Here is a 14,522-nt window from a genome sequence, read left to right on the forward strand (position 1 = left end):
CGGGGCCTTTTTCCTTAGAATAGCAGCGAGGGACAATCCCGATCTCAGCCCTTGGCGCGCTGCACCATGCCGAAGAGATCGCGCGGGTCGTCCGGGTCGGCGAGCATGTCCAGCTCCAAAAAGAAATCCGTGTCCTTGATCCGGTCACGGATGTAGCGCAGGGCCGAGAAATCCTCGATTGCAAAGCCGACACTGTCAAACAGGGTGATCTGCTTGTCATCTCGGCGACCGGGTTTCTGGCCAAGGATCACCTGCCAGAGTTCCGTCACCTCAAAATCCTCCGGCATCTGCTGGATCTCGCCCTCGACGCGGGTTTGCGGCGGGAATTCCACAAAGACATCAGAGCGGGTCAGGATACCCGGTGCCAATTCGGTTTTGCCGGGGCAATCACCGCCGATGGCGTTGATATGGACGCCGCTGCCGACCATGTTGTCAGTGAGGATGGTGGCATATTGCTTGTCAGCGGTGCAGGTGGTCAGGATCTGCGCGCCTTCAATCGCTTCTTCGGGGGTTGCGCAGGACACCACGGTGAGGCCGCTGCCAGCAAGGTTGGCGGCACATTTCGCGGTCGCCGCCGGGTCGATATCGTAGAGGCGAACCGATTTCAGCCCGCAGATTGCCTGCATGGCGAGCGACTGGAACTCCGACTGCGCGCCATTGCCAATCATCGCCATTGTTGTGGCGCCCTTCGGGGCCAGATGTTTTGCAACCATCGCAGAGGTCGCGGCAGTACGCAGCGCGGTCAGGATGGTCATCTCGGTCAGCAGCACGGGATAGCCTGTGTAGACATCGGCGAGCAGGCCAAAGGCGGTCACCGTCTGCAACCCCTCTGAGGTGTTCTTCGGATGGCCGTTGACGTATTTGAAGCCATAGGCTTCGCCATCAGAGGTCGGCATCAGCTCGATCACGCCGACGTCGGAATGGCTGGCAACCCGCGGCGTCTTGTCAAACAGCTCCCAGCGTTTGAAATCCTCTTCGATGTAATCGGCGAGGTCCCTCATCACGGTGTCGATACCGATCGAGTGAATGAGGCGCATCATGTTGTCGACGCTTACAAAAGGCACAAGCGCCTTATCCGAAGGTTGGGTCATGACCGGGTCCTTTCACGGGGGCTAAGGTGGATGCCTGCCAGCATGCAGCGCATTGACCCGCCAGCGGTTTCAGTTGTTAGAATGGCGCGCCGCAGGGGCGTGCCGTACTCGGCGGGCGCAGCCTGATGCTGGCTCATTGATAGCTTCGCGTCGGACGATCAAACACGCGCCGACCCAGGGCTGAGGCACAGAGATCGACCATCAGATGGGCCGTGCGCCCGCGTTCGTCCAGAAACGGGTTCAGCTCGACCAGATCGAGCGAGGTCATCAACCCAGAATCATGCAGCATCTCGCAGACCAGATGCCCCTCACGGACAGTGGCGCCGCCGGGGACGGTGGTGCCGACAGCCGGCGCCACGGAGGGGTCGAGGAAATCGACATCCAGCGAGACATGCAACATGCCGTTGACCTCGGCCACGCGGTTGAGAAAGGCCGAGAGCGGACCTGCAATGCCGTTCTCGTCAATTTCGCGCATGTCGTGACGATGAATGTTGCTCGCCTCCAGCGCCAGCCGCTCCGGGGTGTCGACCGACCGTAGACCGATCATACAGACGTTTTCCTGCGGCACCGGGTTCTGCACCTTCGGAAAGCCCGCAAAATCCGGACGGCCGGTGAAATACCCCACCGGCGTGCCATGCAGGTTGCCACTGTCGGAGGTGGCCGGCGTGTGGAAATCTGTATGGGCGTCGAGCCACAGCACGAATTGCGGACGGCCTTCCTTGGCGGCGTGGTTGGCAACACCGACAACGGATCCGAGCGACAGGGAATGGTCTCCGCCCAGGAAAATCGGCAGGCCGTCCTTCATCGCTTCTTCTGCAGCGCGGATCAGGCGGTTGGTCCAGCCAATGGTTTCATTGCGGGCAAAGACTAGACCGTCATTGTGGTCGGCCTCATGGCTGGCCGGACGCAGGTTGCCCTGATCAATCACCTTGTGACCCAGGCTTTCGATGGCACGTCCCAGACCGGCGGTGCGATAGGCATCCGGCCCCATCAGGCACCCTGCACGCCGCTTGCCACTGTCTACGGGAGCGCCGATCAGAATACAGGTCTTGGATGTCACGCGCATATCTCCTCTGCGAAAAGTGAATACTCTTAGAAAGCTCCGATTTGAGGTGGAATCCAGCGATCATTTCGCTCATATAGTAGGGCAAATCGTCAAGATGGAGATCAGATTGGACAAAACGGATGAACGGCTGATTGCCGCCCTGCGCCATAACGCACGCGCCTCACTCTCCGATCTTGCCTTGCAGCTGAACCTGTCGCGGACCACCGTCCGGGCACGGATCGAGCGGCTGCAGACCAAGGGCGATATCCTTGGCTTTTCCGTAGTGCTGAAAGAGGATGTGCTGCGCGACCCGGTTCGCGGTCTGATGATGATCGGTATCGAGGGGCGCGGCACCAGCCGAATCACCCGCCAGCTTCAGGGGCTGCCCGAGGTGCGGGCGATCCATACCACCAACGGACGCTGGGACCTGATCGTCGAGCTGGGCACCGAAACGCTGGAAACGCTGGATGCCGCGCTGGCAAAGATCCGTACCTTTGAAGGTGTGGTCAGCAGCGAGACCAATCTTCTGCTCGCCACCAAGAAAGACAGCTAAAAAGGATAGATCGCCGCGTGGAGAGCTGCGGCCGGGGCCCTGTGCGTCGGCTCCCGGTGACTGGCTGCGTCGGGATCAGATCCGGTTTTTGCGCATGTGGTTGGCTGCGGCAATCCAGATCACCGCCAGCAGCAGCGAGGCAATCGCATTCCAGCTGGCCATCGACAGGCTAAACAGCTCCCACGGGACCTCGTCGCAGCGCACGAGCGGTGCCGACATGATCTGCTGCATCAGATCTTCGGAGCTCAGATTGCCGATCGGGCCGGAGCTGCAGGAGTTCGGACCTTCCCACCAGCCACGCTCAACCCCGGTATGATAGGCACCGATGGCGGCAGTCGCCAGCGCGGCCAGCGCGCCAAGGTAGGGCAGGATCAGCAATGGTACCGCCAGCGCCACAGCACCGATGACGACAGCCGCGCCATGCGGATAGCGCTGCCAGATGCACAGTTTGCAGGGGGCCATCTCGCCGATGTATTGAAATCCAAAGGCACCAAGCAGCAGTGCAGCAGATCCGGCACTGGCAATCAGGATGAGAATTCGGCTCATGTTTACAATACCTTCACTGCAAGAAACCCGCCGAACAACAACACCACAAAGACCGTAAAGACAAGCCCCAGCCGACGTTCGATGAAATCGCGGATCGGCGCGCCAAACTGCCACAGCAAGCCCGCAACCATAAAAAACCGCAGCGCACGGGCCAGAATGGAGGTCACAACGAAGGTTGCGATTGGCATCCCGGTCCAGCCTGACATGATTGTGATGACCTTATACGGAAAAGGCGTGATCCCGGCGATCAGCACCGCCCAGAACCCAAAATCATTGAAGCGGCTGTTGAATTCGACCATGGCATCTGCCTTGCCCATCGCGGCCAGCACCGGCTGGCCGATGCTGTCGTAGAAAAATGCGCCAATGGCGTAGCCGAGCATTCCGCCAGCCACGGAGGCGACCAGAGCCACCAGCGCAACTAGCCAGGCACGTGATGGGCGCGCGAGGATCATCGGGATCATCAGAACATCCGGCGGGATGGGAAAGACCGAGCTTTCGATGAAGGCAACGCCGGCCAGCCACCACAGCGCCTTTGGGTGGTCGGCCAAGGCCATCGTTCGGTGATATAGCGCACGCAGCATCCTGTGAAGCTCTCCCTGGCAATCCGCCCTGAGCGGTGCCACGTCGGGATGAGCAGGTCAACCACGATGGTTGCCCGCTACACAGCCGTCGGCAGGCAGATGTTTTTTTGCCGCCAGCCGCGCGATTTGCCTATGGACCTCGGCCTTTGGCTTGGGTAGGAACGGGGCAGAGGCCCAAGTGGCGGAATGGTAGACGCAGGGGATTCAAAATCCCCCGCCTTTGCGGGCGTGCCGGTTCGAGTCCGGCCTTGGGTACCATGAAAAGCAGAGAGCGCGATTGCTGCCTCTCTGCTTTTTTGTCTCCAGCGCCGTTTTGCCTGCATCCGGTCGACTGCTGACAAACGCCAGATAAGCATCTGGGGTGCTAGAGTTTTGGTGAGAATGGCCGCTCTTCGCGGGCAGGCCAGGGGCTGGCGGCTATGGCATCCCTCAGGGCCTGATATATCGCCGGATCTATGGCCGTTCCCTGCATATCATCCATTATCTCAAAGGCCGTTTCCAGCGGCAGTGCCGAGCGATAGGGCCGGTCCGCGGTCAGCGCGTCAAAAATGTCAGCAACCGTCAGCACGCGCATGTCGGTGGTGAGATCTGCGGCTGCAAGCCCATGCGGGTAGCCTTTCCCATCGAGACGTTCATGATGGGCGGCTGCCACCTCCGCCACGTCTTCAAAGACCGAAATCCGCCGCAGAACGTCGTGTCCCAGCACGGGATGCAGCTTCATGCAGGCGAACTCTTCCTCGGTAAGCTTGCCCGGTTTGTCGAGGATCGCATTGGATACCCCCAGCTTTCCCAGATCATGCAGAAGTCCGGCCCGCACCATCCAGCGACGATGCACCAGATCATGGCCCAACTGTTCACAGATCATGTCCGTGTAATGGGCGACCCGTTCGGAATGGCCGTAGGTAAAGGGGCTTTTTGCGTCGATAACCTTTGAAAAAGCGTAAGAAATTTCATCGAGATAGGTTTCATCAACCGTGAGGGTCGCCCGGGCGGAGCGATCCGAGAACACGCTCGCTTCCAGTCGACTGCTGGTCAATGCGTCATAGAAACCGGGGGACCGGATCACCCGGGTAAACACCGGAACGAGATCGGGATCGAACCAGCTTCCGGCACGCTCCTCCAGCTCGGTAGCGGCGGCTTTTGAGCCCATCTGTAGCGTGAACACATCGGTGACCTGAGCCATCAGCGCAATGCGCGAGAACAGCGGAATCTCGTCACCGCTGATGCCGGCCGGGTGGCCGCCGCCGTTCCAATGCTCGTCCAGCCCTGCGATCCCTTCTGCGACCTGTTCGGAGAACCGCATCAGCCGGGCGATCTCCGCGCCACGATCGCAGCGGGTCTGGATCAGCTCAGTCGCCAGACTGCCGCTGCGGCCAATCACGCCGGTCACTGTTTTCAACCGCTTCAACCGGCTGTCGCCCTGGCCGGTATGGCGCAGGACAAATTCGAGCTTCTGCCGGGTGGTTCCGTCTACGAATTTGAAATTGCGTTTGAAGGTCAGATCATCCGTGCGGTAGAGCGCGCAGATGCGGGCGGCGTTAGAGCTACAGCCAAGATCCTTCAGAAGCAGGGTAAAGTAGAGATCAGCGCGATCCTCCTGCGACAGATCGAGGTAATCGGCGACCTGCATGCCGATCCAGCAGCATCTTACGCAATGACCCTCTGGCTGGCCTTCTGTAAGATCAAGCGCATGGCTGAGCGCGCCGAGGAGTTCGCCAAGCTGGACGGTCTGGCCGCCAACCTTTGGGTAGGTCACGCCATGCAGGACACCAGAGGAGACGGTCGCAACCGTCATCCCCGGACCCGGTCCGGACAGCGAATAGGGGGTCGGCGTGGCCACCATGACGCGCATCCTTGTTCAAACGCGCGTCAAGCCTACTATCTTGGCCTTAATCTCAGGTTACCGCCCCGTGCGCGGCGCATTACGAGGGGCGTCGCCCGTTTGGCAGCTCTCTGTCAGCCCCCTGACGCCCCATCTCAGGCCACCCGATTGGCCGAGGCCCGCAGCAGCGTTTGCGTATAGGGGTGCTGTGTCTGCCCGGCGCGCATGGCATCAATGCTGAGCACCTCTACAATCTCGCCATGCTGCATCACCGCCGCCGCATCACACATATGCGCAACGACCGCGAGGTCATGCGACACCATCACAAAGGTCAGCCCATGCGCGGCACGTAAATCGCTGAGAAGGTTCAGGATCTCCGCTTGTACCGAGACATCCAGCGCCGAGGTCGGCTCGTCCAGCAGCAGGATATCCGGCCGTGGGGCCAGCGCGCGGGCGATGGCGACGCGCTGCCGCTGACCACCGGACAGCTGGTGCGGATAGCGAAAGCGGAACGACGGCCCAAGGCCAACATCCTGCAGCAGCTGTTCCACCCGTGCATCGATGTCGCGGAACCCGTGCAGATGCAGCGTCTCCGACAGCACCTGATCCACGGATTGACGCGGGTGCAGCGAGGCATAGGGATCCTGAAACACCATCTGAACGGTCTTATAGAACTCCCGGTCGCGGGTCGGGCCAAGTCGGGTGCCTTCGACCGAGATTTCACCGTTCCATTGCGGCGCAAGTCCGGTGATGGCTTTCAGAATAGTTGATTTTCCCGACCCGCTCTCCCCGACAAGGCCAAAGCTGGCACCTGTCTCAACGCGGAGAGAGGCCGCTTTGACGGCATGGACCAGCGCGCCGCGGTCGCCGAAATAGACGTTCAGATTGTTGATTTCCAAGGCGGTTGTCATCTGCGACCCTCCACGCTGGGCGCATCCCGCCAGGCGGGATCACGTTGCAGCACCTCAAGCCGAGGACGCGGAGCATCAAATCGGGGCAGGCTGCCGAGCAGACCTCGTGTATAAGGGTGCTGCGCCTCGTGCAGCTGATCGGCGTCGCAGACCTCGACGATGCGGCCTGCATACATGATCAGCACCCGATCACAGAACTGCGACACCAGATTGAGATCGTGGCTGATAAAGATCAGCCCCATGCCGCGTTCCTTCACCAGCCGATCCATGATCGACAGCACCTGTCCCTGCACCGAGACATCCAGCGCCGAGGTCGGCTCATCCGCGATCAGGATTTCCGGGTTTGGGATCAGCATCATGGCAATCATGATCCGTTGCCCCATGCCACCCGACATCTCATGCGGGTAGGCGGTCATCACGCGCTCCGGGTCGCGGATCGACACGGCCTCCAGCATTTCCAAGGCCTTGGCATAGGCCTCGGTCTTGGTGGATTTGCTGTGCAGGCGGTGGGCTTCGATCAGTTGATCGCCGATGGTCATCACCGGGTTGAGCGAGAATTTGGGATCCTGCATCACCATGGAGATCTGTTCGCCGCGAACCTTGCGCATCTCGCGCTCCGATTTTGCCAGCAGGTTCTCGCCGTGCAGATTGATGTGATCCGCTTCGACGATGCCGGGAGGCCGGATCAGTCGTAGGATGGCGCGACCGGTCATTGACTTGCCGGAGCCGCTTTCCCCAACAATGCCGAGCCGTTCACGGCCGAGCGAGAAGGACACACCGCGCACTGCGTCAAAGATGCCATTGCGGGTGGGAAACCGCACCCAGAGGTTTTCGATATCCAGAAGCGGGCTCATGAGGCGCTGTCCTTTGGGTCCAATACGTCGCGCAGGCCATCTCCGAGCAGGTTGAACGCCAGCGAAACGGCAAAAATGGCAAGACCGGGCATGGTGGCCACCCACCAGTGATCGAGGATGAACCGGCGCCCTTCGGAGATCATCGCGCCCCATTCCGGGCTTGGTGGCTGGGCGCCAAGGCCGAGGAATCCCAGACCGGCGGCGGCCAGAATGATGCCTGCCATATCGAGCGTCACCCGAACGATCAGCGAGGAGATGCAGAGTGGCCAGATATGTTTGATGATGATCCTGAGCGGGCCTGCGCCTTGCAGGCGGATCGCGCTGATATAGTCGGAGGAGCGGATCGTCAGTGTCTCGGCCCGCGCCATCCGTGCATAGGGCGGCCAGGCAGTGAGCGAGATCGCCAGCACCGCGTTTTCGATCCCGGCGCCAAGAGCAGCGACAAAGGCCAGCGCCAGCACCAGCCGTGGAAACGCCAGGAAAATATCGGTGATCCGCATCAGAATAATATCGGCCCAGCCGCCGACGTAGCCGGAGACGGTGCCAACCAGAAGGCCCGCAACCGGTGCAATCAGCGCCACCAGCGCCACGATATAGAGGGTGATGCGGGCGCCATGGATCAACCGGCTGAGGATATCACGACCAAGGGAATCCGTGCCCAGAATATGCCCCTCGCTGCCCAACGGTTGCAGCCGATTGGCGAGATTCTGCACATATGGGTCATGGGGCGCCATCACCGGCGCCAGCAGCGCGATGGAGATCAACAAAATCAGGATGGCCAGCCCGACCATCGCCATATGGTTCTGCTTGAGCGACAGCCAGCCCTGATAGAGCGCCGCCAGCCGGGCCTGACGCCGCGATCTCGGCGTGTCGGTCAGCAGCCAGGCGCGCAGGCCCTGCTGAGGGGCCGGGGTTTGCGATGACAGGCTCATTTCGACCTCGGATCAAAGACTTTGTAGAGAAGATCGGAGAAGATATTGAGGCAGATGAACACGAGCCCCACAACAACTGTACCGCCCAGTACCGCATTCATGTCAGCCGACAAAAGCGCGGTGGTGATATAGCTGCCGATCCCCGGCCAGGAAAAGATGATTTCGGTCAGAACCGATCCCTCAAGCAGATTGGCATAGCTGAGGGCGATCACGGTGATCAGCTGCACGCGGATATTGCGAAATGCGTGCGTCCAGACCACGGCCCATTCACTCATGCCTTTGACGCGGGCGGTGGTGATATATTCCGCCGAGAGCTGTTCGAGCATGAACGAGCGCGTCATGCGGCTGATATAGGCAAGGCTGTAATAGCCGAGCAGCGCGGCGGGCAGCACGATATGAGAAAACGCGTCGCGAAACGCGCCCCAGTCACCTGCAATCAGCGAGTCCACCAGGATCATGCCTGTGACCGACGGGATCATATCCTCGTAGAAAATACCCTGACGTCCGGGGCCTCCGACCCAGCCCAGAATGCCGTAGAACAGCAAGAGCCCCATCAGGCCGAGCCAGAAGATCGGCATGGAATAGCCCACAAGTGCAATCACGCGGGCAATCTGGTCGATCCAGCTGCCCCGGCGTACGGCGGCGATGACCCCCAGCGGCACGCCCAGAATGCAGCCGAAGAGAATGCCAATAGTGGCAAGTTCAAAGGTCGCCGGAAACACGCGTGCGATATCAGAGGAGACATCCCGCGCGGTCAGCAGCGAGGTTCCGAAATCACCGCGCAGCACATCGGTGACATAGTAGAAAAACTGAATAGCCAGCGACCGGTCCAGACCCAGCTCACGGTAGGCGGCATTATACTGCTCCTCGGTGGCGCGTTCGCCCACGATGGCCAGCACCGGATCGATGGGCATCACCCGACCGATCAGGAAGGTCACGAACAAGAGGCCCAGCATGGTGACGGCGATGGACGACAGCGTCACCAGTGTGCCGCGCGCCCAGGGGGGGAGGGGCAGCCAGGGCCGCCGCTCCGTTTCTGTTGCGAAATTCGCCATTTTACTTGGTCACGTCCCAGTAGGCGACGGAGGTGATCGCCCCGCCGAGGCTCAGCCCTTCGACATTGTCGGCCATGCCAGCCTGTTCGATCAGCTGGAACATGATGGCAAAGGGGGCTGTGTCGCGGAACTCTGCCTGAATTTCGTGGTACATCTCGGCGCGCTTGTCGGTGTCGCCCTCGACCACGGCGGCGGCAACCTTTTCCGTCAGCCCGCCGGTGTCCCAGCCGTTGCGCCAGGCCAGAAGACCGGTTGCATTGGCTTCGTCCGAGTTATCCGGGTTATAGGCAAAGGTCCCCGCATTGGTATGCGGATCAGGATAGTCCGGGCCCCATGCGCCCAGATAGATATCCAGTTCCCGCGCGCGGTATTTGCCCAAGATCTGTTTGCCAGTGCCAACCTCAAGGTTCAGCGTGATCCCGGCCTGTGCAAAGGTGTTTTGCAGCGACTGTGCAATTTCCAGCCGTTCCTGCGCCTCGCGCACACCGACCGTCAGCTCCAGATTCTCGACACCGGCCTCTGCCAGCAGCGCCTTGGCCTTTTCCACATCGAGCGAGAAGGGGTTTTCGTCCACAGCGCCCAGATAGGTCTTCGGCAGGAAGTTCTGGTGACCGACATACCAGTTCTTCAGGAAGCTGTTTTCCATCCCGTCATAGTCGATGAGATATTTCAGCGCCTGACGGACCTGCGGCTTCGACAGTTCCGGGTGTTTCTGGTTGAAGGAGACATACATCAGGCGGCCGCGCATTTCGCGCAGCACCTCGACACCCTCAACACCGGCCAGACCGTCCACATCCGAGGGCGTCAGATCGCGGGCCACGTCGATATCACCGCGTTCCAGCATCAGGCGCTGGGTTGCGCTTTCCTGAACGTGGCGCACGATGACGCGCTTCATTTCTGGCTCACCGCCATAATACGAGGGGTTTGCGGTCAGGGTGACACTTTCCTTCGGCTTCCAGCTGGCCAGGCTGTAGGGGCCGGAGCCTGCCGAATTGGTGGTCAGCCAATTGTTGCCCATATCGCCATCGACCTCATTGGCCATGACCAGTTCCTTGTCGACGATGGCGCCGATGGTCGCCGTAAGGCAGTTCAGAACAAAGGAGGTCGCATAGCGTTTGTCGGTGGTGATAGACAGCGTATTGCCATCAACCTTGATGGTTTCATCGACGTTTTCGGGCGTAAAGCCAAACTGCGTGATGATGAAGGAGGGCGTCTTGTTCAGAATGACCGCGCGCTTCAGCGAAAACGCCGCATCCTCGGCCCGGACCGGGTTGCCGGACTGGAAGGTCACGCCTTCGCGCATGGTAAAGGTGATGGTGCGGCCATCCTCGGAGACGGTCCAGCTTTCGGCCAGATCGGGCTGATAGCCTGCGTCCAGATCGGAGGGGTCAAAGTTGACCAGCTTGCCATAGATGTTGCGGATCACATCGGCACCCGCAAATTCAAAGCTCTGCGCCGGATCCAGCGTGGTGATATCGTCAATGCGGTTGGCAATAACCAGCATATTGGCGGGCGTCTCAGCCATGGTCGCCATTGGAGTGAGGCCAATCGCCAGCCCCAGCGCGGCGGTGCCAAGAAGGGTATGAATGGTTTTCATCTTTAACTCCCTATTGTGTTTTTGATCTTGGAATATCGCGCTGTTGTCAGCGTCTTGTTGTTGTGTGGGTCTGAACCGGGGTGCGCACCGGTCAGCTGCACGCCTCCGTTTTCGGGCTGCGCCAGGTGGCATCCAGAACCCGCAGCCAGTTGTCGTGACATAGTTTTTTCATCAACGTCTCATCCACACCGTGGTGACGCAGAGCGGCGCGAAGCGCGGGCAGGCCTGCAACGGTCCTGATCTCCCGCGGCACGGTGGCCCCGTCGAAATCCGAGCCGAAACCAACCCGATCCTCGCCGAGCTGGCTGATCAGGTGGTCGATATGGCGCAGCATCCGGTCAATCGGGGTGTTTTCGTCCATCCGACCATCTTCGCGCAGAAAGGCGACCGCAAAGTTCAGGCCGACCATCCCGTCACTGTCGCGGATCGCGTGCAGCTGGCGGTCGGTGAGGTTGCGGCTGTGCGGCGTCAGCGCATGGGCATTGGAATGGGTGGCCACCAGCGGCGCTGCGCTCAGCCTGGCCACATCCCAGAAACCGGCCTCGTTCAGATGCGACAGGTCGATCATAACACCCAGATCATTGCAGCGCCGGATCAGCCGTTTGCCATCTTCCCTCAGCCCCGGACCGGTATCGGGTGATCCCGGAAACCGGAAGGGCACGCCATGGCCGAACCTTGTCGGGCGGCTCCACACCGGACCGATTGAGCGAAGCCCGGCCTGATAAAGCAGGTCGAGCATGTGGAAATCCGGATCAATTGCCTCCGCGCCCTCCATATGCAGCACCGCCGCCATCATCCCGGTCGAGAGGCAGTCGCGAATATCTTCGGTTGTGCGGCAGACCTTCAGCGCGCCGTCGCTTTCCAGCTGAAACAGCAGGGACGCCTGCGACAGCGCGACAGGGGCGGCATCGGGCCAGCTGATCGCCGCCGACAGCGGCATATCATAGCTGTCTGCCATCATCTCGTCTTCGCTATCCAGACTGTGGCCATCCGGAATATAGATCGCAAAGAAGCCGCCGCCAAAGCCGCCCGTGCGCGCTTTGGCCAGATCAATCTGGCGCCCGCCGTTGCCTTGGAACCCGTCCACGCCGGATGAAATATCGCGATTGTGCAATCGCAGCAAAACATCGTTGTGGCCGTCGAAAATCAGAGGGTCAGTCATATTTCTTCCTAATTCCCTGATATGAGGTCGTATCTTTTGCGCTAACGCAAGGGAATTTACGCCCGTTTCCGGGATAAGACGGACGAAGGCCCAAAAACTGCCATCTAACTGGGAGGAATGGCGTGACAGCGGTCATCTTGCCCGCTGGTCGTTCGACCGGGCCGGGAAGATGTTCGATTATCGCGCAATGGCGACTCGGCTGGTCAGGCCTGTTTCAGCCCGTAGGTGGCGAAGGCAGCAAGCGCCTCCTCCATCTGCGCCGTGCTTAGCAGTTTTGGTGTGCCGATGCTGCGGGCCAGTATGTACGTCCGCGCCAAACTCTCCAGCTCCACCATGCGCCACATCGCCCGCGCCAGCGTATCACCGGTCACAAGGGCCCCATGGTTTGCCATCAGGCAGGCGTGGCGGTCGGCCATGGCGTGGACGACATGATCCGACAATTCAGCCGTACCGAACAGCGCGTAATCCGCCAGCGGCACGTCATCTCCGCCAAAGGCCGCGACCATATAGTGGCAGGCCGGGATCGTCATGTGGTTCACGGCGAGAGCGCAGCAATGCGCCGGATGGGCATGGACGACCGCCATCGCCTCCGGCTTCGCCGCAAGCAGCGCCTGATGAAACTGCCACTCCGACGACGGGGCCGGCTGTGCATCCTCGGGATCAGGCCCGCCCGCAAGCGGCATTCGGACGATCATCTCCGGGCTCATCGCCTCATAAGGGATGCCGGACGGGGTGATCAGCATGTCACCCCCGGCGATCCGCAGGGAGATATTGCCGGAGGTGCCCTGATTGATGCCGGTCCGGTTCATCTCCAGACAGGCATCAATGATCGACTGGCGCAGGGCGCGGCTGTCATCCGGGGCGGGTCTGGTCATGGCGCAGTCACCCGGCCTTGCGGATAAGATCGGGGAACAGCGCCGCCAGCCCCTCGGCAGAGGCATCGCAGATGCCGCGCTCTGTGATCAGCCCGGTGACCAGCCGATTGGGGGTCACGTCAAAGGCCGGGTTGCCGCAGACCGTGCCGTCCGGTGTCACACGCGCAAGCCCGATGTCGCCGCTATCAAGCACGCCCTGAACATGGCTTACCTCGCGGCTGTCGCGGTCCTCGATCGGGATCTCGGCAACGCCATCGGTCACCGTCCAGTCGATGGTCGGCGAGGGCAGGGCGACATAGAAGGGCACCCCGTTGTCATGGGCTGCCAGTGCCTTCAGATAGGTGCCGATCTTGTTGCAGACATCACCCTGACGCGTGGTGCGGTCGGTGCCGGTGATCACCAGGTCGACCTGTCCGTGCTGCATCAGATGACCGCCGGCATTGTCGGTGATGTAGCTGTGGCTAATACCATGGCTGCCCAGTTCCCAGGCGGTCAGCGCGCCCTGATTGCGCGGGCGGGTCTCATCGACCCAGACATGGATCGGAATTCCGGCATCATGGGCCTGATACATCGGGCTGGTGGCGGTGCCCCAGTCAACCGTGGCGATCCAGCCTGCATTGCAATGGGTGAGCAGCCGCACCGGCTCACCTGCGGGTTTCTTCTGTGCGATCTCACGGATCAGGGTCAGCCCGTAAGTGCCGATGCGCCGGTTGATTTCAACATCCTCATCGGCGATTGCATGGGCCAGTTTCAGTGCGGCGTCAGCACGCTCATCCTCGGGCAGGGGACTCAGGACCTCCATGCAGCGGTTTAGCGCCCAGCGCAGGTTGATCGCAGTGGGGCGGGTCGCATTGAGCTGCTCCCAAGCGGCCTCCAGCGCACCGTCCGAAGGATCAAGCTCGGCCGCCAGCGCCATGCCATAGGCGGCGGTGGCTCCGATCAGCGGCGCGCCACGCACCCGCATCTCGACGATGGCGGTCGCGAAATCATCCAGTGTTGCAACCGGCTGAATGCGAAACTCATGGGGCAGCCAACGCTGGTCGATAATCATCAGAACCGATTGATCCTCGTCCCACCAGAGCGAGCGATAATGTGTGCCGTTGACCTTCACTGCGGTGTCCTCCGTTGATGGCTGGCCCAGCGCCGCCGCTGATGCCGTCCTAGCGCATTGGCGGTAAAGTGCAATCCTCTTGCGCAGCTAGCCGCCGCGCAACCTCTGCATGAGGTAGATTTCATTCTGGGGCCGGAGCGGTTCATCAAGACTGGCAGCAATGATCCGGCCGTCCACGGCAACGGATACGCCTGCGTCGAGAGCCGGTGCAAGTGCGGGATAGGCAGATTTGAGCGCTGCGATCATCCCGCCGATTGTGGCGGCCTGAACCTCCACTGCGTCCTGCCCATCTGCAAACCGTCGCAGGCCCGACCAGAGGTGTACGGTCAGGCGCGGTGTGCCCGCGCCCTGACCTGTGGTGCTGTACTCAGGTGCCATTGCGGCGCC

15 protein-coding genes and 1 tRNA gene are annotated in these 14,522 nt (G+C 61.0%); 2 read left to right on the forward strand and 14 right to left on the reverse strand.

The annotated features are described in order from the left end of the window. Nucleotides 1–44 precede the first annotated feature (44 nt). Together VXL81_RS08265 and rocF are read right to left on the reverse strand one after the other, a co-directional pair. Nucleotides 45–1,091 carry an ornithine cyclodeaminase gene (locus tag VXL81_RS08265; RefSeq protein ID WP_416534901.1) on the reverse strand — a complete coding sequence of 349 codons (1,047 nt, stop codon included), beginning with the start codon at nucleotides 1,089–1,091 and terminating at the stop codon, nucleotides 45–47. A 133-nt stretch (nucleotides 1,092–1,224) separates the two neighbouring features. Next, nucleotides 1,225–2,151 carry an arginase gene (gene rocF / locus VXL81_RS08270; RefSeq protein WP_416534902.1) on the reverse strand — a complete coding sequence of 309 codons (927 nt, stop codon included), beginning with the start codon at nucleotides 2,149–2,151 and terminating at the stop codon, nucleotides 1,225–1,227. Nucleotides 2,152–2,263: 112 nt separating this feature from the next. Here rocF and VXL81_RS08275 point away from each other — a divergent pair, with 112 nt between their 5' ends. Further along, nucleotides 2,264–2,689: an Lrp/AsnC family transcriptional regulator gene (locus tag VXL81_RS08275; protein ID WP_340545642.1), complete on the forward strand. Its 426-nt coding sequence runs from the start codon at nucleotides 2,264–2,266 to the stop codon at nucleotides 2,687–2,689. 75 nt (nucleotides 2,690–2,764) lie between these two features. On the opposite strand, the gene VXL81_RS08280 is transcribed toward VXL81_RS08275, so the two are convergent. Both VXL81_RS08280 and VXL81_RS08285 read right to left on the reverse strand, forming a co-directional pair. Continuing rightward, nucleotides 2,765–3,235, reverse strand: coding sequence for a disulfide bond formation protein B (locus VXL81_RS08280; RefSeq protein ID WP_416553742.1), 471 nt, complete (start codon nucleotides 3,233–3,235; stop codon nucleotides 2,765–2,767). 2 nt (nucleotides 3,236–3,237) lie between these two features. Then, entirely contained in the window at nucleotides 3,238–3,816 is a 579-nt protein-coding gene (locus VXL81_RS08285; protein WP_416553744.1) for a YqaA family protein, read from the reverse strand. Nucleotides 3,817–3,988: 172 nt separating this feature from the next. Here VXL81_RS08285 and VXL81_RS08290 point away from each other — a divergent pair. Next, a tRNA-Leu gene (locus VXL81_RS08290) sits at nucleotides 3,989–4,074 on the forward strand. Between the two features lie 106 nt (nucleotides 4,075–4,180). Here VXL81_RS08290 and VXL81_RS08295 read toward each other — a convergent pair. The 10 genes from VXL81_RS08295 to VXL81_RS08340 all read right to left on the reverse strand — a co-directional run bounded on the left by VXL81_RS08295 (nucleotide 4,181) and on the right by VXL81_RS08340 (nucleotide 14,513). Then, nucleotides 4,181–5,659, reverse strand: a complete 1,479-nt coding sequence (locus tag VXL81_RS08295) for an HD-GYP domain-containing protein (RefSeq protein WP_416553746.1) — start codon at nucleotides 5,657–5,659, stop codon at nucleotides 4,181–4,183. 134 nt (nucleotides 5,660–5,793) lie between these two features. Then, entirely contained in the window at nucleotides 5,794–6,549 is a 756-nt protein-coding gene (locus VXL81_RS08300; protein WP_416553748.1) for an ABC transporter ATP-binding protein, read from the reverse strand. Continuing rightward, nucleotides 6,546–7,403, reverse strand: a complete 858-nt coding sequence (locus tag VXL81_RS08305) for an ABC transporter ATP-binding protein (protein ID WP_340545623.1) — start codon at nucleotides 7,401–7,403, stop codon at nucleotides 6,546–6,548. Before VXL81_RS08305 ends, VXL81_RS08300 begins: the two co-directional genes overlap by 4 nt. Next, nucleotides 7,400–8,335, reverse strand: a complete 936-nt coding sequence (nikC, locus tag VXL81_RS08310; protein ID WP_416553750.1) for a nickel transporter permease — start codon at nucleotides 8,333–8,335, stop codon at nucleotides 7,400–7,402. The genes VXL81_RS08305 and nikC overlap by 4 nt, the downstream gene beginning before the upstream one ends. After that, nucleotides 8,332–9,390, reverse strand: coding sequence for an ABC transporter permease (locus VXL81_RS08315; protein ID WP_340545621.1), 1,059 nt, complete (start codon nucleotides 9,388–9,390; stop codon nucleotides 8,332–8,334). Before VXL81_RS08315 ends, nikC begins: the two co-directional genes overlap by 4 nt. A gap of 1 nt (nucleotide 9,391) precedes the next feature. Further along, on the reverse strand, nucleotides 9,392–10,987 hold the full coding sequence (locus tag VXL81_RS08320; RefSeq protein WP_416553752.1) for an ABC transporter substrate-binding protein: 1,596 nt from the start codon (nucleotides 10,985–10,987) through the stop codon (nucleotides 9,392–9,394). A gap of 91 nt (nucleotides 10,988–11,078) precedes the next feature. Continuing rightward, complete coding sequence (locus tag VXL81_RS08325; protein WP_416553754.1) at nucleotides 11,079–12,149, reverse strand: dipeptidase; 1,071 nt, start codon at nucleotides 12,147–12,149, stop codon at nucleotides 11,079–11,081. Between the two features lie 203 nt (nucleotides 12,150–12,352). Beyond that, complete coding sequence (locus tag VXL81_RS08330; protein ID WP_416534908.1) at nucleotides 12,353–13,024, reverse strand: class II aldolase/adducin family protein; 672 nt, start codon at nucleotides 13,022–13,024, stop codon at nucleotides 12,353–12,355. 7 nt (nucleotides 13,025–13,031) lie between these two features. Continuing rightward, nucleotides 13,032–14,135, reverse strand: coding sequence for an S-methyl-5-thioribose-1-phosphate isomerase (gene mtnA / locus VXL81_RS08335; RefSeq protein WP_416553756.1), 1,104 nt, complete (start codon nucleotides 14,133–14,135; stop codon nucleotides 13,032–13,034). 87 nt (nucleotides 14,136–14,222) lie between these two features. Then, on the reverse strand, nucleotides 14,223–14,513 hold the full coding sequence (locus tag VXL81_RS08340; RefSeq protein WP_416542269.1) for a MoaD/ThiS family protein: 291 nt from the start codon (nucleotides 14,511–14,513) through the stop codon (nucleotides 14,223–14,225). Nucleotides 14,514–14,522 lie beyond the last annotated feature (9 nt).

It is taken from the genome of Phaeobacter sp. JH204B (assembly GCF_048055755.1).
Taxonomy (GTDB): Bacteria; Pseudomonadota; Alphaproteobacteria; order Rhodobacterales; family Rhodobacteraceae; genus Phaeobacter; species Phaeobacter bryozoorum.